At 29.9% G+C, this 19,302-nt stretch carries 19 protein-coding genes; all 19 read right to left on the bottom strand.

Annotated elements, in window-relative coordinates:
* Positions 1-47: 47 nt before the first annotated feature.
* Positions 48-821 (bottom strand): RNA polymerase sporulation sigma factor SigG, encoded by a 774-nt coding sequence (gene sigG / locus ACRC03_RS06890; RefSeq protein WP_438651822.1) that lies wholly within the window; start codon positions 819-821, stop codon positions 48-50.
* An 86-nt stretch (positions 822-907) separates the two neighbouring features.
* On the bottom strand, positions 908-1,630 hold the full coding sequence (gene sigE / locus ACRC03_RS06885) for an RNA polymerase sporulation sigma factor SigE (protein WP_438651821.1): 723 nt from the start codon (positions 1,628-1,630) through the stop codon (positions 908-910).
* A gap of 36 nt (positions 1,631-1,666) precedes the next feature.
* Entirely contained in the window at positions 1,667-2,503 is an 837-nt protein-coding gene (locus ACRC03_RS06880) for a sigma-E processing peptidase SpoIIGA (protein WP_438651820.1), read from the bottom strand.
* 403 nt (positions 2,504-2,906) lie between these two features.
* Entirely contained in the window at positions 2,907-4,055 is a 1,149-nt protein-coding gene (gene ftsZ / locus ACRC03_RS06875) for a cell division protein FtsZ (protein WP_438651819.1), read from the bottom strand.
* 106 nt (positions 4,056-4,161) lie between these two features.
* A complete protein-coding gene (locus tag ACRC03_RS06870) occupies positions 4,162-4,515 on the bottom strand; it encodes a small basic family protein (protein ID WP_438651818.1) in 354 nt (117 codons plus the stop codon).
* Between the two features lie 22 nt (positions 4,516-4,537).
* Positions 4,538-5,278, bottom strand: coding sequence for a DUF881 domain-containing protein (locus ACRC03_RS06865; protein ID WP_438651817.1), 741 nt, complete (start codon positions 5,276-5,278; stop codon positions 4,538-4,540).
* Positions 5,279-5,281: 3 nt separating this feature from the next.
* A complete protein-coding gene (locus tag ACRC03_RS06860) occupies positions 5,282-5,998 on the bottom strand; it encodes a DUF881 domain-containing protein (RefSeq protein ID WP_438651816.1) in 717 nt (238 codons plus the stop codon).
* Between the two features lie 27 nt (positions 5,999-6,025).
* Positions 6,026-6,775, bottom strand: coding sequence for a cell division protein FtsQ/DivIB (locus ACRC03_RS06855; RefSeq protein ID WP_438651815.1), 750 nt, complete (start codon positions 6,773-6,775; stop codon positions 6,026-6,028).
* A gap of 99 nt (positions 6,776-6,874) precedes the next feature.
* Complete coding sequence (murA, locus tag ACRC03_RS06850; RefSeq protein ID WP_438651814.1) at positions 6,875-8,143, bottom strand: UDP-N-acetylglucosamine 1-carboxyvinyltransferase; 1,269 nt, start codon at positions 8,141-8,143, stop codon at positions 6,875-6,877.
* A gap of 70 nt (positions 8,144-8,213) precedes the next feature.
* Positions 8,214-9,452 carry an undecaprenyldiphospho-muramoylpentapeptide beta-N-acetylglucosaminyltransferase gene (gene murG, locus ACRC03_RS06845; protein ID WP_438651813.1) on the bottom strand — a complete coding sequence of 413 codons (1,239 nt, stop codon included), beginning with the start codon at positions 9,450-9,452 and terminating at the stop codon, positions 8,214-8,216.
* A gap of 14 nt (positions 9,453-9,466) precedes the next feature.
* Entirely contained in the window at positions 9,467-10,597 is a 1,131-nt protein-coding gene (gene spoVE, locus ACRC03_RS06840) for a stage V sporulation protein E (protein WP_438651812.1), read from the bottom strand.
* A 33-nt stretch (positions 10,598-10,630) separates the two neighbouring features.
* Positions 10,631-11,989: a UDP-N-acetylmuramoyl-L-alanine--D-glutamate ligase gene (gene murD / locus ACRC03_RS06835; RefSeq protein ID WP_438651811.1), complete on the bottom strand. Its 1,359-nt coding sequence runs from the start codon at positions 11,987-11,989 to the stop codon at positions 10,631-10,633.
* 16 nt (positions 11,990-12,005) lie between these two features.
* The gene (gene mraY / locus ACRC03_RS06830) at positions 12,006-12,974 is read right to left on the bottom strand and encodes a phospho-N-acetylmuramoyl-pentapeptide-transferase (RefSeq protein WP_438651823.1); all 969 of its coding nucleotides are present in this window, start codon (positions 12,972-12,974) and stop codon (positions 12,006-12,008) included.
* A 38-nt stretch (positions 12,975-13,012) separates the two neighbouring features.
* Complete coding sequence (locus ACRC03_RS06825; protein ID WP_438651810.1) at positions 13,013-14,386, bottom strand: UDP-N-acetylmuramoyl-tripeptide--D-alanyl-D-alanine ligase; 1,374 nt, start codon at positions 14,384-14,386, stop codon at positions 13,013-13,015.
* A gap of 160 nt (positions 14,387-14,546) precedes the next feature.
* Positions 14,547-16,526: a stage V sporulation protein D gene (locus ACRC03_RS06820; RefSeq protein WP_438651809.1), complete on the bottom strand. Its 1,980-nt coding sequence runs from the start codon at positions 16,524-16,526 to the stop codon at positions 14,547-14,549.
* Between the two features lie 11 nt (positions 16,527-16,537).
* Positions 16,538-16,888, bottom strand: coding sequence for a hypothetical protein (locus ACRC03_RS06815; RefSeq protein ID WP_438651808.1), 351 nt, complete (start codon positions 16,886-16,888; stop codon positions 16,538-16,540).
* Positions 16,889-17,128: 240 nt separating this feature from the next.
* The gene (gene rsmH, locus ACRC03_RS06810; RefSeq protein WP_438651807.1) at positions 17,129-18,064 is read right to left on the bottom strand and encodes a 16S rRNA (cytosine(1402)-N(4))-methyltransferase RsmH; all 936 of its coding nucleotides are present in this window, start codon (positions 18,062-18,064) and stop codon (positions 17,129-17,131) included.
* 29 nt (positions 18,065-18,093) lie between these two features.
* Positions 18,094-18,831 carry a prolipoprotein diacylglyceryl transferase gene (lgt, locus tag ACRC03_RS06805; protein ID WP_438651806.1) on the bottom strand — a complete coding sequence of 246 codons (738 nt, stop codon included), beginning with the start codon at positions 18,829-18,831 and terminating at the stop codon, positions 18,094-18,096.
* A gap of 95 nt (positions 18,832-18,926) precedes the next feature.
* The coding region (locus ACRC03_RS06800; protein WP_438651805.1) for an EAL domain-containing protein at positions 18,927-19,302 on the bottom strand (376 nt) is incomplete at its 5' end.

Below are 19,302 nucleotides of genomic sequence, written 5' to 3'. Positions count from 1 at the left end.
TAAAAAATCGTTGATATTTTTATATCAACGATTAATAGTATTTATATCTATATATACTTTTTCATATTTTTTAACGCATTCTTTTCAATTCTAGACACCTGAGCTTGAGATATCCCAATTTCTTCCGCAACTTCTATTTGAGTTCTTCCTTTGTAAAATCTTAAATCTAATACTAATTTCTCTCTGCTGTTTAATTTTTTTATTGCTTCCTTTAGTGCAATTTCTTGTAGCCAATTTTCGTCCGTGTCTTTTTTGTCTTGAACTTGATCCATTACAAATATAGCATCTCCGTTGTCTTGATAAACTGGATCAAATAATGATATCGGATCTTGAATTGCATCTAATGCCATAACTACATCTTCCACTGGTAATTCTAGTTCTTTTGCTATTTCCGATACTGTTGGTTCTTTTGCATTTGCTCTTACTAGTGTTTCTCTTACCTGTAACGCTTTATATGCAATATCCTTTAATGATCTACTTACTCTTATAGGATTATTATCTCTTAAATACCTCCTAATTTCTCCTATAATCATAGGGACTGCATAAGTTGAAAATCTTACGTTCTGGCTTAAGTCAAAGTTGTCTATAGCCTTTATGAGGCCTATACAACCTATTTGAAATAAGTCATCAATATTTTCTCCCCTGTTATTAAATTTTTGTATTACACTTAATACAAGTCTTAAATTTCCTCTTACAAATTGTTGTCTTGCTTCTTCATCCCCACCTTTTATTTTTAGAAGAAGCTCCATCATTTGATTATTCTTAAGAACTGGAAGCTCAGATGTATTCACACCACAGATTTCAACTTTGTTAATTTGCATAAATTTCAGTCCTCTCTTAAAAGTTTTATCTATTGAAATTATTTACACATCATCTATTTTTATACTTTTAAGAGTAAATTATTTATTTATACAAATTTTTTCATTTCTTTTTTTAGTCTTGATATTATCTTTTTTTCTAGTCTTGAGATATAAGATTGAGATATTCCAAGCATTGTAGCAACTTCTTTTTGAGTTTTCTCCCTACCTCTATTAGTCAGACCAAATCTCAATTCCATAATTTGCTTTTCCCTATCAGACAGCCTATCTAGTGCCATTACTAATAAGTCTTTATCTATTTCCTCTTCTATAATTTTATAAATTTCATCATTCTCTGTTCCTAGCACATCAGATAATAGAAGTTCATTTCCATCTAAATCTACATTTAAAGGTTCGTCAAAAGATACTTCTATTTTCTTTTTATTATTTTTTCTTAGGTACATAAGGATTTCATTTTCTATACATCTAGATGCATATGTAGCTAGTTTGATATTTTTGTTTAATTTAAAAGTGTTCACAGCTTTTATAAGACCAATAGTTCCTATGGATATTAAGTCTTCTACATCTATTCCTGTATTTTCAAATTTTCTAGATATATATACTACTAATCTTAGGTTTCTCTCTATTAAAACAGTTTTTACACCTTCATCACATTCTAGTTTTTGAAGTAATTTATTTTCTTCTTCTGCATTTAATGGAGGTGGCAATATATTTACCCCACCCATATAATAGATACTCTTTGGTTTTATTATACCTAGTCTAATTAATATAGATATAATTTTGTAAAATAGTTTTGATACTAATGACTTCATTTTTATCTCCCCCTCGCCATTCGTTTATCTAAATTTTTATTGTAATATACTTGGATTTAAAATTGCACTGTATTCATAGTCATCAAAATTTGATATTCCTAATACAATATTGCCTATTTTATTTTTATCAATTTCTATATAATCTGCTTTTAGGCCTAATATCATGTTACTTTGGCTGCTTCCTGCATGTTTATAAGGTATCATTCTTACTCTTGAGGACAAGTCCTTGTCTAATAAATCAATAATTTCCTGCACTTTATCATAATTGATATTTTCATAATCATAATTTAATAATTCCTCTGGTATTAAACCTTTTAGTACACTCGATTTAACTATGACAACTTCATTATTTCCTACAGGATCTTTTAATAAATTACCGCTGTCTACTAATGCTTCACATTCAAAACTATTGCTTAGTAAACTTATTCTTATAGTTTTTTTCATGCTTTTGAGATAATTGAGCATTTTAATATCTCTATATATGTACTTAAGTAATTCACAGCTTACATATGAACATACAATTATAAAAGATATTTTTATATGACTTATGCCCGTAAAATAAATTACAAAATAGGTACTTCCACATATGAATACATTCACTAAGAAGAAAGTAATAACTATACTTATATATTCTCTCAAGTTTTTATATGTAAATGAAATTAATGTTATTATAGTCATAATTATTATTTTAGATGGCAATGTAAATAGTATTGCTAAATTTGGAAATACATATGCTACAGAGTATGCGGTACCTAGTAATGCACCTATCCATTTTTTTTTTGAGCTATTATATTTTTTTGTTAGAATAGAAGTACAACTTATAATAATATAATTTATTAATAGGTTTTCTATAATGTAGTAATCCATGTACATTACATTCCCCCCTTTTTTAACCTTTGTGTATATTATAATTTAGTGTATAAACGATTTTATGTCATTTTTAATAGTCGAAATTAAATAACTTTATTCTCAAAAACAACAAAAAAAGAAAGCATTCCACTTTCTTTTTATTATTTAAAAGTATAATCTATTTTAAGTTTAAATCTGTATCCTAGTTATTCACTTTGTTTCTTTATAATATTTATTCTAATTCTAAGATTTTTATGCTTATTTTTTTATAGTATTTATTTGTTGAATTTGTTTATTATGAGTAAAAAATACACTTATTTTTTTTCATAATAATTAGATTTAATTAATCAATGTGTGGTTAAAATATTTTATTTAGATGTTCAGATGTATTTTCTCAAAAAATAAAGAAGCCCTTCGGCTTCTTATATTATCTTCTTCTTCTTAAGAATGTTGGAATTTCCATTTCATCTTCTACTGGTGTAGGTTTTTTATGTTCTTCTCTAGTTGCTGCTACCTCTTCTTTTTGTTCTGGTTGAACAGTTGTTTTATGAGGTGCTTCATTTTGCTTAGTTTGTCTATTTGAAACACTCGGTCTATCATCAAAATCAAGTGTCATATCTTTGTTTTCATCAAAACCCGTAGCAATAACTGTTATTGTTATTTCTTCACCTAAGTCTTCTCTTATAGAAGCACCAAATATTATGTTTGCTTCTGGGTCACATGATTCTTGAACTAAAGTAGAAGCCTCATTTATTTCTAATAACCCTAAGTTTGCTCCACCTGTAATATTAAGTAGCACGCCTCTAGCACCTCTTATTGAAGTCTCAAGAAGTGGTGACTGTATAGCTTGTCTAGCTGCTTCTACTGCTCTATTTTCGCCCGTAGCATTCCCTAGACCCATATGAGCTAGTCCTTGTTCTTTCATTACAGAAGTAACGTCAGCAAAGTCTAAGTTTATTAGTCCCGGTACTGCAATTAAATCTGATATAGATTGTATACCTTGTTTTAATACGTCATCTGCTATTGAGAACGCATCTAACATACTCGTGTTTTTTTGAACTATTTGAAGAAGTCTATCGTTTGGTATTGTAATTAAAGTATCTACTTTTGATTTTAACTCTGCTATACCATTTTCAGCATTCTTCATTCTCACTTTACCTTCAAAAACAAAAGGTTTAGTAACTACTCCTACTGTTAGTATTCCCATTTCTTTGGCTAATTGAGCTATTACAGGTGCTGCTCCAGTACCCGTTCCGCCACCCATACCAGCTGTTACGAATACCATATCTGAACCTTGAAGCACTTTTACTATTTCATCCTTACTTTCTTCTGCTGCTCTTTTTCCAACTTCAGGGTTTGCTCCAGCTCCAAGTCCTCTTGTTAACTTTTCACCTATTTGTATCTTATATTCAGCTTTCGATGTATGTAAAGCTTGCTTATCTGTATTAACGGCTATAAACTCAACACCCTTAAGTTGTGCTTCAACCATTCTATTAACAGCGTTATTACCGCCGCCACCTGCGCCTATAACCTTAATTTGGGCAAGACCATCTGTTTCTACGTCAAAGTTTAGCATCTATTAAACCTCCTTAATTTATGATTCTAAGTAAATGTATGTATTAATTATATCATTTAATTCTCTATCTTTGTTAATTATTAACTAACTAATTCCACAAAAATGTTTATTTTCCTCTTTTTTTATTCCTAATATCTGTAACAATATGTCTCCTAATTATTGATAAATTGTCAAATAACCTCGACCCAAATACTAATAAGGCGACATAATAAATTGGAAGTCCTAATCTATCACCTATATATGTCAGTATTATAGCTAATATAGCATTACCTATAAATCCAGTTATAAAAATCAAGTTATCATATTTACCTTCTAATCCAGATTTAAACGCTCCAAATATAGAATCCATTGTCGCAAGTATAGCAACGGACATATATAAAGAATAATCCATTGGATAAGTAAATGGTATATAGTATCCAACAACTACCCCTAGTGCTAGTCCCGCTAGTATCCATATCATAAAAATGCTCACCTTCTCTATTTTACTTTGAAACCCGTATGTTTTCAAGATTTTTAGTGCTTTTATTTATATTTTTTGCAGAATTCACATCTATATCTTCTTCTACTTGTGCTTCCACATAAATTCCATAGCCATCTTTTATTAAATTTGCATATGAACCTGGTGAAATTATGGCTGCCATTAAACTGTCAGTGTTACCTATTGCTTTTATTATGAAGGGTTGTCCATAAGTAGTATTATTTACTGTTATAGTTGCTCCAGAGCATTTTATTTTACTAAGTGGAAGTACTCTTTCTCCATTTATGGCTATAGCTTCTGCTCCAGCTTTTTTTAGGTCATTTATTATTCTTAATATATCTATATCATGTACTATTAAATCATTTGGATTCTGATCTTTTTCTAATTCTTTTTCACTATCTTTTATCGTAACTACAATGCCTGGTCCTTTTACATTTATGTATCCACTTACTTCTTTTAAATAAGTTAAATCATCTTCCATTAAATCATTAATAGATTTATGTTTGTCTTTTACTACATCTTTATATTTTTTTAAAGACTGTTCATAGTCTGACTTCATTGTATTAAGCTTTTTTATTTCTCTTTTTGTTGTTTCAATTCGGTTTTCTATACTTCTTTTTTCTTCTAGAGTTATATATACTTTTGTCGGATCTAAAGTTTTCAAATATATCGCTAAAAGAATTCCTAAGATAAAAGCTCCTACAACTACCATTTTCTGTTTTGTATATTTGTCTTTGTTATACATATTCTACCCCTCACTATCAGAAGATGAATATTCAGATTCTATTTTTTGATTATGAGCATTAATCTTTAAATTCTCCTTTTTATCTATGTCCACTTTATAATTATAATATTTTTCAATTTCCCATACAATTCCATATTTTATCTGAAGTGCTGATGCTAGAGTATCCGAGTCTCCTATTGCTTTTATTGTGATCGGTTCACTTATTTTATTATCATCCATATATAAGCTATCTTCTTTTAGATGAAAATATGTATTAGCAACTATCCTTTGCCCATTTACTGATATAGCATCAGCTTGAGCTGAATTTAGCTTATTTATCATAGATAATATTAAATCGTAATTATATGCTATACTATCGGTTGAATTTACTTCTGGACTTTTTACTTGTTCATTTGTATAGTTCATTTTTACTTCTATACCCGGTCCTTTTACATCCGTATAACCAGCTAAAACTTCATATTCTTCTATTTCTGATTTTAAAGCCTCGTCACCCTCTACGCCTTTATACTTATCTATGTTATTTTTAATAGATTCTATTTGTGATTTAAGTTCATTTTCTTCTTTTTTAAGCCTTTTTAATTCTACGGCTAATTGTTCTCCTTTTTTAGATGTAGTCATGCCATTATTTTCTAAATTTAAAGTTTTTAGTTGTATGCTTATAAAAACACCTAGTATTACACTACAAACAACTACGCTTTTATAAGCAATTTTTATTTTCAAACAAATCACTCCTTATTGCACTTTATTTTAAGGTCTATATACTGCATAATTGCTATATGTTAAATCTATTGCTCCCCCTTTAATATTGTCATTTTGTAATTCTGCTAATATAGCACTCATCCTAGAAACATTATAGCTTATTTTTTCATCTTTATATAATAATACTTTTATTCTTTGTTTAGTAAGAATACTTATTTTTTCATCTTTTTCAAATTTAATTTCACCTATTTTTTTTGATAAATTATTCTTCTGTATGCACTCTAGTAAATATAGTAACCTTTTTTTAGTTTGTTCATTCTCAAATTTAATCTCCTTATTTTCATTTATATTATAGGATATATCCACTACTATTTCTTTATTTTTATCTTTTATTTTTTCTACTACTCCTAATAACTTTCCACTTTTATCTATATAACAATATTTATCATTACACTTTAAAATAGCTACTGATTTTCTTTCTTTAACTTGTATTTTCAACGTGTTTGGTAGTTTTTTATTTATAGTTGCACTTTCTATGTAAGGATTTTCTTTTAGTTGTTCTTCTAGTTGTTTTGTACTATACATAAATATATTTTTATCGTTATTTATTCCTAAGCTATTTACTATTGCTTTATCTTCAATTTGATCATTTCCTTTAATTTGAATATTTTTCATATCAAAAATACTACTGTTCAAAAAAGCATAAGAACCTATAACTAACATTAATATTAAACTTAATACTATCATCAATTTACCTGTATTAATTTTTCTCCTTTTTTTCGTCTTTTTAGCTTCCATCCTTCATCCCTCGCCTTTTTAATAATCTACTTATTTAAAATACAACTTTACTATCTAATTTCCCTACAAAAATAAAAAAATAAAAGGCATCATAACCTTTTATTTTTCTATTTCTTCTATTTTATTTATATCTGCACCTAATCCTCTTAAAACATTTTCGAAATCTTCATATCCTCTTTCAACATGAAAAATATCACTTATTTCTGTTTCTCCATTTACTGTTAATGCAGCTAATACCAATGATGCCCCTCCTCTTAAATCAGTTGACCTGACACTGGCACTATACAACTTATCTACACCTTTTACCATGCATATATTTTCTGTTATATACTTTATGCTAGCTCCCATTTTAATTAACTCTGCACAATGCATAAATCTATTTTCAAAAATAGTTTCATGGAACACACTCGTTCCATTAGCTACGGTCATTAGGGCCATAATTTGCGCCTGCATATCTGTAGGAAACCCCGGATGAGGTGAAGTTCTTACTAAATCTATAGCTTGTATAATCTTAGGTGGCTTCAATTTCAGACCTTCTTTAGTATATTCAATTTCACATCCAGCACTTCTCAATTTATCACTTATAGGTTCCATATGTGAAGCTATAACTCTATCTACTTCTAATCGTCCTCCTGTCATAACACTAGCAATCATATAAGTACCTACAGCTATCCTGTCAGGTATTACACTGTGCTCTACTCCATGTAGTTTTTCTACACCATCTATTTCAATATAGTTAGTACCCGCACCTTTAACTTTTGCCCCCATGGCATTCAAAAAATTTTGTAAATCTTCTATTTCAGGCTCTCTAGCCGCATTATAAATTTTTGTTGTTCCTTTAGCTAGTACTGCTGCTAAAATGGTATTTTCAGTTGCTCCTACACTAGGAAACTCAAGTTTAATAGTTGCTCCCACCATCTTATCTTTATAACATTTTATAAATCCACTTTCTTCTTCAATTCTTATGCCTAATTCTTTCAAAGCTTTAAGATGTATATCTATAGGTCGAGAACCTATTGCACAGCCCCCTGGGTGACTTATTTTAGTATAATCAAGTCTTCCTATCATTGCCCCCATTATTATTATAGAAGACCTCATTTTACGTACATATTCTTCTTCTATTTCTTTGCAATTTATATTTGAACTATCAACGACTAAAGTGTCATCATTATAGTCAACCTTACACCCTATACTTTCTAATATTTTAATCATCATATATACATCAGATATATTAGGCACATTATGAATTATACTTGTGCTTTCACTAAGTATAGTTGCTGCCATTATAGGTAGAATTGCATTTTTAGCTCCTCTTATAGACAATCTACCTTCTATTTTGTTGCCACCCCTTACTATATACTTATACAAAATTACCCCCCCTAGCCTTTTAAATCATAATGCCTATAATTTAAATATTATGTACTAGAGGGGGTATATGTTACTTTTTCTTTATTCCTATTGTTTTAGGCTGTTTCTCTGGTTCTACTTTATCTTTATTTTTGTTATTTACTTCTTCAATATTCTCTGTTTCTTTTGGTGATTTTTTTTTGTTAGATGAAGTTTTTTGTTTATTATTATCGTTATATATTTTTATTATTTCTTTGTATATAAGATCAATAGCTTCAGGCTTTCCTATTTCTTTACTTTTATTTGACATTTCGATTAATTCTTCTCTATTTCCTAAAAGTCTAAACACAGCTTCATTTAAACTTTCTGGTGTCAAATCTTTCTCTAATATAGCTATACCTGCACCTTTATTTTCTATACTCTTCGCATTGTATTCTTGATGATTTTCAGCAGTATAAGCTTTTGGTATTATTATTGAAGGCTTGCCTAGTGCTGTTATTTCAGCTAGAGATATTGCCCCTGCACTACCTATAACTAAATCACTTGCAGCTAATGCATTTGCCATGTCTTCTAAGTACGGAACTACTTGTTGATATGACTTTAGATTTATGTTCTCTATAATAGATTTAAACTCATCATAGTATCCTTTACCTGTTGCAAATATAAATGCCACATCTTCTTTTACCATATTTTTTATTACTAACTTCATAGCTTCATTTATATCCTCTGAACCACCGCTACCTCCGTAGCAAAGAACCACTTTTTTGTCTTCAGCTATACCTAATTTTCTTCTAGCTACAGACTTTTTAGCCACTAAAATTTCTTTTCTAACCGGGTTTCCTGTAAGAACTAATTTTTCTCTAGTTCCCTCCGGGAACCTTTGGTGAGAGTCTGCAAAACTAGTTAAAACTGTTGTAACCATCTTAGCTAATATTTTATTAGTAACTCCTGGGAATGAATTTTGTTCATGAACAACTGTGGGTATTTTACTCATAGATGCATTAAATAACACAGGTCCACTTACATATCCTCCAGTACCTATTACTACATCTGGTTTAAATTTCTTAACTACTCTTCTTGATTGTTCTAACCCCTTAAATAATTTAAATACTCTTTTTACATTATCTAAATCTATTTTTCTTTTGAATCCTTGTACTGTAACTGTTTCTAATTTATATCCATATTTAGGAACTATCTCAGATTCTATTCCTTTAGCAGTTCCTACAAATAAAATTTGCGCATCTGGATGTTCCTCTTTTATTCTGTTAGCGATGGCTATTGCTGGATACACATGGCCTCCAGTACCTCCACCTGATAATAAAACTTTCATTATATCATCTCCTGTTAGTTAATTTTGACATGTTTTGAGATGTTTAACACTATCCCTATAGCACTCATAAAAATTACCAGAGAGGTCCCTCCATAACTTACAAAAGGTAAGGCCACACCTGTAACTGGCATTGATGAAGTTGCTACTGCTATGTTAAAAGCTGCTTGAATTCCTATTTGTACACCTATACCTAAAACTACCATACAGGCAAACATATTTTGACACTTTAAAGCTATTCTAACGCATCTATAAACTAGTAGTACAAATAGCATAATTACTACTATGCACCCTATCAGACCTAATTCTTCACCTATTATAGCAAAGATAAAGTCATTTTGTGGTTCAGGTATGTAAAACCATTTTTGTTGACTCTTTCCAAGACCTAATCCAAATAGCCCTCCAGAGCCTAAAGCATACAATCCTTGTATTACTTGATATCCGTTACCTAGCGGGTCTTTAAATGGGTCTAAGAATGAAGTAACACGTCTTAATCTGTATGGAGCGACTAATACCAATGCCGCAAACAAAGCTACTCCGCTTCCAATTAGAGCTATTACTATCTTCATATCCATCCCTGCTATAAATATCATTACAAATGCAACTATTATTATGGTACCTGCAGTAGACATATTAGGTTGACAGATCACTAAAGCAAAAAATATTGCTGGAATTACAAGAAGAGGCAAAACACCTTTTGTCAAAGATTTTATATTGTCATATCTTTTTTCTATTAGTTTTGCAGTAATTATTATTGTTGCAAATTTAGCTAACTCGGCTGGTTGAAGAGTTAATGAACCCACGCCAAGCCACCTTTTAGCTCCATTTGCTTCTATTCCTAGTGGAGTTAAAACTAATAATAATAATATAAGCGCTATAACTCCTATAGCTGAAGCATTTTTTTTCCAAAATCTATAATCTATATTGGCAATAACCATCATAGATATAAATCCTAATATAGCAAAAACCACATTTTTCTTTAGAAAATAATAAGCATCATGGTGCTTAAATGAGGATTGGACAAAACTCGCACTAAACACCATGATGATTCCTATAAATACTAAAATCATTGTAGTATAAAATACTACACCATCAAATTCAGTATTCATCCCCTTATTAATTTGTTTTTTTAATGCTTCTTTAGGCATTTAAAAACTTACCTCCATTCACGAGGTAAAAGGCTATTTTAAATTGTTTACATTCTCTTTGAAGTCAGCACCTCTTACTTCAAAACTTTTGTACATATCCCAACTCGCACAAGCAGGTGATAATAATACTATATCTCCACCTTTTGCAATATTGTATGAAACATTTACAGCTTCTTTCATATCTTTTACTATATTTATATTAGTAAATCCTTTTTCTTTTGCTACTTTTTCTATTTTATTAGCTGTTTTTCCTAATAAAACTAATGCATATACATTTTGTTTTGCAGTTTCTAAAAGTTCTTCAAAGTTACTATCCTTGTCATACCCTCCAGCTATTAAAACTACTGGTTTCTTATAAGATTCAATAGCTTTTATAGTTGAATCTGGATTAGTTCCTTTAGAGTCATTTACAAACATAATTCCATTTAAATTTCTAACAAATTCTTGTCTGTGTTCAACTCCAGCAAATGTTGTTAAAACTTCTTTTATGACATCTATACTTATGCCGCTTACGTAAGCTATGCCTACAGCTGCCATACAATTTTCTAAGTTATGATTTCCTGGAAGACTTAATTCATCTTTATTTAAAAGAACTATTTTTTCGTCTATATCTATAACTATATTATTATTCTCGTCTAAATATATTCCTCCATCTATTTGTTTTTTTCTAGAGAAAAATATTTTCTTAGCTTTGACTTTACTTTCTAAATTTCTAACTTTTTCATCGTCATTATTTAGTATGCAGAAATCATCACTTTCTTGGTTCATAAATATTCTAGCTTTTGCATCTATATAATTTTCCATAGTGTGATGTCTATTTAAATGATCTTCAGTAAAGTTAAGTATTGCACTTACTTTAGGTCTAAAAGTGTCTATACTTTCTAATTGAAAACTACTTAATTCTGTTACTAATACAGATTTTTCATCTGCTACACCTACTGTGTCTATAACAGGATTCCCAATATTTCCAACTATATAAGTATCCTTGTTTGATTTTTTTAATATTTCACCTACTAAAGTTGTAGTTGTTGTCTTTCCATTTGTTCCTGTTATTCCTATAAATATAGGTTTGTTAGATAATCTATAAGCTAATTCAACTTCACCTATTATTTCTATCTTTTCAGCCTTTAATTTTAATATAAAAGGCAAATCTAAAGGTACTCCCGGAGAAACTACAGCCATATCTATATCGTCTACATTTTGTGGATGATATCCTAAAATATATTCTACATTATTTAGTTTTTCTAATTCATTTAGTATATCCTGTAATTTTTCTTTATCTTTTATATCATTAACAACTATTTTTGCACCTAGTTTATCTAAATATTTAATTGTAGATACACCAGTTTTTGCAAGTCCAACTAATAAAACTTTTTTGTCTTTTAGGTTCATTTTTATACCCCCAATGTTAGAATACTGCTATTATACCTATCCAAGCTAATACTACTGTTATTATCCAGAATATAAATACTACTCTAGTTTCAGGCCATCCGCATTGTTCGAAATGATGATGTATTGGAGCCATTTTAAAAATTCTTTTCTTTCTTAGTTTATAGCTTCCTACTTGAAGTATGACAGATATAGCTTCTGCAAAGTATATACCACCTACTAAAGGTATTATAAGAATAGAATTTGTTAAAACAGCAAATGCAGCTACTGCTCCACCTAAAGCCATCGAGCCTGTATCACCCATAAATACTTTTGCTGGGTATGAGTTAAATCCTAAAAACCCTAAACATGCTCCTACAGTCGCTGCTGCTAAGACTGCAACATCTGTATTTACTGTTACTGATGATGCTAATAACATAAAGAACGTCGAAACTACTAATGTTACTCCTGATGCTAAACCGTCTAATCCATCTGTTAAGTTTACTGCATTAACAATACCTATTATTAAAAATGTCATTACAGGTATATATAATGGTCCTAGGTTTATTGATGCACCTGTAAATGGTATCATCAGTTGTGGTGCACTAGGCACAGCTATATATTGATAATATGATATATATAAAGCTAAGGCAAATTGAAGTACAATCTTTTGCCATGGTTTTAATCCTAAAGATCTTCTTTTTTTAATTATTATAAAATCATCTAAAAATCCGATTAATCCAAATCCAGCTATAGACATAAGTCCAATTATCATATCTGATCCTACCTTGCTTCTAGTAAGACCTGTTATAAGTATTGCCACGATCATTAATATACCACCCATTGTAGGTGTTCCATTTTTAGATAAATGTGTTTTTGGTCCATCATCTCTAACCGTCTGACCAAATTTAAATTTGTGTAGCATAGGTATAAATATTGGACCTAATATAACTACTATTAGAAACGAAAACAATGCTGTATAAGTAAGTTGTGTTATTCCTAACATAATATATCTCCTCTCCCTGTTGGCTATTTCTTTGGTTATTGTTATTTATTAAGATATTCTACTATTTTTTCTAATTTCATACCTCTAGATGCCTTAACTAATATAATATCTTTTTCTTTTAGTATCTCATCTATTTTATCAATAGCATCTTCTTTTGTTTCAAAATGGTGTATATGCTCTTCTTCTAATCCTAGACTTTTAGCTTCATCACTAATAAATTCAGAATCTTTTCCTATAGTTATTAGTACATCAGTGTTATTTATAGTTGATTTACCAACTAGTCTATGTCCATATTCTGCATGTTCACCCATTTCAAACATATCTCCAAGTATTGCTACTCTTCTGTTTTTGTATCTTCCTAGTATTTTTAATGCTGCAGTCATAGAATCTGGACTTGCATTGTATGCATCATTTATTATTGTCATTTTCTCTGTTTTAACTATATCTAATCTCATTTCAGTAGCTTTAAAGTTTTTCAATCCAGATTTTATTTCGTCTAAAGAAAGTTCTACACTTTGACCTACTAATATAGCTGCCATAGCATTATATATATTGTGCTCTCCTACTGTAGGTATAAATATAGTTTCTTTTTTTCCATCTACAACACATACAAAAGTTATACTGTCTTCGTTCATCTCATAACTTTCACAGTAGATATCATTGTCTTTTTTAAATCCAAAAGTCTTTAGTGTGAAATCTTGTGATTTATTTTTTAGAGTAGATAAAAACTCGTCATCTCCATTTACTACTAGAGTATTAGATTCATCAAAGTTTGTTGTTATTTCCATTTTTGCTTTTAGTATGCCCTCTTGAGAACCTAAATTTTCAATATGTGACATTCCAATATTAGATATTACTCCTATTTTAGGATATACTATATTTGCCAAATACTCTATTTCATTGAATCCAGACATTCCCATTTCTATAACAGCACATTCATAAGATTCATCTAGGTTGAATAATGTCAAAGGTACTCCAAAGTGATTATTTAAGTTTCCTTCATTTTTTAAAGTTTTAAATTTTGATGAAACTGTTGCATATACCATATCTCTAGTAGTTGTTTTTCCAACACTTCCTGTTATTCCTATATATGGTATGTTAAATTCTTCTTTGTAGTATCTCGAAATATCTCCAAGAGCTATTTCTGTATCTTTTACTTCTATTAAATTTATGTCTGAAGCTTGTAATTTTATGCTATTGCTTTCATTTTTTATAAAAGTTTTGCATCCTTTTTCATAAGCTGACTGCATGAATTTATGCCCGTCTAAACTTTCTCCTATTATGGCTACAAATACATTACTTTCATTGGCTTTTCTACTATCTATAACAACGTCATATATACGGTCATTTTCATTTCCAATTACTAACTTACCTTTTGTTGCAAGTAATAATTCTGATATTGTTAGACATTTCATATTTTATCCTCCTTTAAAGATATCTATGCTTTTGGTCTATGTGATTAGCTTGACAAAAGGCAATGTATAATGCTTTATACATTGCCCCCATAACCATTAACTTTATAATTATATACTATATTATTGTTTTTTTGAAGGTATTTCTAACTATCTGTAACTTTTAATTCTTAAAATATATCATTATTGTAGAATCTTTTGCTACTTTAACACCTGGTTTTGGGAACATATCAATTATTTTAGTTCCTTTTTCAACATCCATATCTGTATCTAAATTAACTTTTAGTCCACTTTCTTCTAAAATTTTTGTTGCTTCTTCTATTGGTAAGTTTCTAACATCCGGTACTACTACTTTTTCTTTTTCAAATTGTTTTTTTTCTTCTTCTGTGTATTGTTGTTTTACGCCTAAATATGGCAATGCTCCACTTAGTATTTCTTTCACTATAGGTCCTGCCGTTGTACTACCAAATGCACTTACACCAGTTGGCTCATCAACTATAGCAAGGACTACTATTTGAGGGTCATCTGTTGGAGCTATACCCATAAAAGAACAAATATATTTTCCTTGAGCATATTTTCCATCTATAACTTTTTGTGCTGTACCAGTTTTTCCACCCACTCTATATCCTGGTAAATATGCGGCTTTACCAGAACCTTTACTGACAACAGATTGAGCTATATCCATTAATTCTTTAGAAGTTTCTTCTGAAATTACTTGTCTTATCATTTTAGGGCTTACTTCATCTGTTATATTTCCTTTGTTATCTGTGTACGCTTTTACTACTCTTGGCTGCATAAGCTTTCCATCATTTGCTATTGCTGATATAGCAGTTATAAGTTGCATCGGAGTTACTGATATAGATTGACCAAAAGATATTGTGGCTAATTCTACAGGACCTACATTTTTTTCATTGTATACGATACCTTTTGCCTCTCCTGGTAAATCAATTCCTGTTTTGTTCATAAATCCAAAACCTTCTATGTAATTATACAATTTTGAAACGCCTAATCTATTACCTACTTCTATAAATACAGGATTACAAGAATTTTGTACTCCTTGAGCAAAAGTTTGCTCACCATGAGGTCTATAATGTCTCCAACACTTTAATTTTCTACCTCCTATAGTAACACTTCCACTACAAACAAACTTGTCATCTTCTTTTACTACATTTTCTTCTAGACCTGCTGCAGATGTCACTAGTTTAAATGTAGAACCTGGCTCATATGTATCACTTACTAATGGATTTCTCCACATTTGATAATATCCTTTTATCTTGTCCTTATCACTATATTTATCTAATTCTTCTTGATAGTATGGATAAATCGGTGTTCTTGAATCATTTGGGTCATAATCTGGTTTAGATGCCATTGCTAAAATATCTCCAGTTTTAGGATCCATAGCTACTACAGATACTCTTTTTGCATTATTTAATTCATAAGCTTTTTGAACTGCTTTTTCAGCATAATGCTGTATTACTTCATCTATAGTAAGTACCAATCCATTACCTTGAACTGGTTCATAGTATTTTTCTATACCTTGCGGAATTTCTCTTCCTGATGCATCTGTACCTATTATTAATTTACCAGATGTACCTCTTAGTTTTTTGTCATATTTCATTTCAACTCCTGCTATTCCTTGAGAATCAGTTGAAGTATGTCCTATTACATAAGGTGCAAAGTTTCCATATGGATAATATCTTTGATTATCTTCTGCTACCCAAATTCCTGCTATTTTTGATTCTCTTATTTTTGTAGCCTTTTCATCATCTATCCATCTTTGTATTTTTACCAATGCCATATTCTTTTTATTTACTAGTTTATAAATATCCTCATAATCTTTACCTAGTATTTCTGAAACTTTTTTTGCTGTACCGTCCTTATCTTTTACTTCAACTGGTTTACACCATACAGTATATTTTGTAACACTTACGGCAACTTCCTTCATATTCCTATCATATATAGTCCCCCTTTTAGGTTCTATTGGTATCTCTCTTGTTTGTTGGTCTGTAGCTTTAGTGCTTAGCCAGTCCCCCTTTATAAGTTGCAAGTATCCAGTTCTAAGTGTAAGACCAAAAAATACAACACAGGCTAATCCCAGAACTATTACCGTTCTTTTTTTACTTACCATTTTTATTTTTTTCAATTATTTCCCCCCTAGTTACCAACTTCTATATATCTTATTTGTTCTTTTTTTGGATAATCCATATTTAATTTTTCTTTTGCTTCTAATTCTACTTTTTGAGTAGATGTATTTGTATCTACTACTGATTTTAATTGTTCTAACGCTATATTTTTTTGCTTTAAATCTGTTTCTAAAGAACCTATTTCATACTTCAATTTTGAAAGTTTAGCATATCCGCAAATATTACTTATGATTATACAGAGAATACAAATAGCCATAGCTACCTTAGATAATTTTTTAGTTATTTTTTTTCTCTTTTTATTTTTATTCTTTTTTGACTTCTTATATTCATTCATGTCCTTTATTTTATTATTTTTTTTCATATAGACCTGCCTTATAGTTAGACTTATATACTATAAGTTATATTTTTAATTAGACCTTCCTCTAAAGACTTAAACCAAAATTAACACAGTATTCTTACCCTTTATTCCTTAAGACCTTCTATGAAATATTCTTTTTTGCTTAGATTTTTAGCGAATTATTTAGTTTTTGCTTATAATCGTAAAAAAGGATATTAAAGAGAAGTAACTTTTCTCTTTAATATCCTTTTTTTTCGTCATTATTTATATTCTTTCTGCCACTCTTAACTTTGCACTTCTTGATCTTGGATTAACCTCTACTTCTTCATCACTTGGTAGTATAGGTTTTCTAGTTATAACCTTTACGACTGATTCTTTGTCACATTGACACATCGGTATATGTGGTGGACATATACAATCATTTGCTAAGTCTCTAAATGCATTTTTTACAATTCTATCTTCTAATGAATGGAATGTTATTATACAAGCTCTTCCGCCTTCATTCATGATAGATACTGCATCATCTATCATATTTGTTATTACTCCAAGTTCATTGTTTACTTCTATTCTTATCGCTTGGAAAGTTCTTTTAGCTGGATGTGGTCCGTCCATTCTTGCTTTTTTAGGTATTGCCTTTTTGATGATTTCTACAAGCTCTCCTGTAGTTTCTATTGGCTTCTCAGTTCTTCCTTCTACAATAAATTTAGCTATACGTTTAGCCCAGTTATCTTCACCGTAGTCTTTTATTATTTTTGTAAGTTCGTCTTCACTATAAGTATTAACTACATCATAAGCTGAAAATTCACATCTTACATCCATTCTCATATCTAATGGTGCATCTTGCATATATGAAAAGCCTCGCTCAGCTTCATCTAATTGGTGAGAAGATACCCCTAAGTCCGCAAGTACTCCATCTATTTTATGAATACCTATTTTTGCTAACTCTTCTTTTATATTTTCAAAATTACTGTGAACAAATTTTACTCTGTCACTATATTCACTTAATCTTTCTTTGGCTGTAGCTATTGCATTTTTATCTTGGTCAAATCCTATGAACAACCCTTTGTCTGATAGCTTTTTTACTATCTCTTTAGAGTGTCCCGCTCCTCCCATTGTACAATCTACATACACACCATCTGGTTTTATATTTAAGTTATCTATGCACTCGTTTAAAAGTACGGACACGTGATGAAATTCCATTTTTATTATCTCCTTAATTTGTTATTGCTCTATTTTAATTTTTTTACTTTTTTTGATAAATACATATGAGCTATTATTGCTCCAACTACTCCTGTTAAACTCATTATTTGAGCTATTCTAAGAGGGCCTATCATAAGACTATCAGTTCTAAGTCCTTCTATAAAAAATCTACCTAATGAATACAGACCTATGTACCATACTATAATCTGTCCTTCATATTGCTTTTTCTTTCTAGTACACCATAATAGTATAAATATACCTAAATTCCATATAGATTCATATAAAAAAGTAGGATGAACTCTTACTCCGTCTACCATTATACCCCAAGGAAGATTTGTTGGACCTCCATGAGCTTCTCCATTTATAAAGTTGCCCCATCTACCTATAGCTTGAGCAAGTGGCATACCTATTAAAACTGTATCTGCCATTTTTAAGAACTCTATTTTCTTAATTTTAGTGTATACATATCCAGTAAGTATCCCCGCTATAAGAGCTCCATGGATTGCCATTCCTCCTCCTCTAAAGTTTAATATTTGAGAAGGGTCCTGAGAATAGAATCCCCAATTAAATATAACATAATACAATCTTGCACCTAATAATCCTAATGGTATAGCAAAAATTGCTAAATCAAGTACATCATCTTCTTTTATGCCTACTCTTTTAGCTTCTTTTAAAGCAATTACAGTACCTAGAATCATACCTGTTGCCATTAATATACCATACCACATTACGTCTATACCAAAAATAGTAAATGCTACTCTATCCATCTTTTCACCTCTTACTTATTGTTTATTGTTTACGTCTTTTTTTATTCATTGTAATATTATAACAGTTTAATAATTATAATAACAGACATTATATACTATAACATTTCAAATTTTATACTTTTTGTTAGTGCTTTCGCCTCTTCTTCCTTCAGAGGTTTTGAATATATGTAGCCTTGTATTACATCTACTTTCATAATTCGTAGCATTTCTAATTGACTAAGTTCTTCTACACCTTCTGCTACTACATAAATTCCCATAGTATGTGCTAAATCAGTTATTAGCTTTACAAGAGAATTATACATTCTTTTTTTAGGTATTTCATTTATAAAGCTTTTATCTATTTTTATAGATGAAATCGGAAGTTTTACTAGATAATTTAGAGAAGAATATCCTGTGCCAAAGTCATCTAAAAATATTTCTATTCCTAAATTTTTCAACTCCGATATAATATCTATGCTTTTTTCCATATTA

It is taken from the genome of Romboutsia sp. (assembly GCF_051659545.1).
GTDB lineage: Bacteria > Bacillota > Clostridia > Peptostreptococcales > Peptostreptococcaceae > JBOFOR01.
This window is presented reverse-complemented; position numbering and strand designations above follow the sequence as displayed.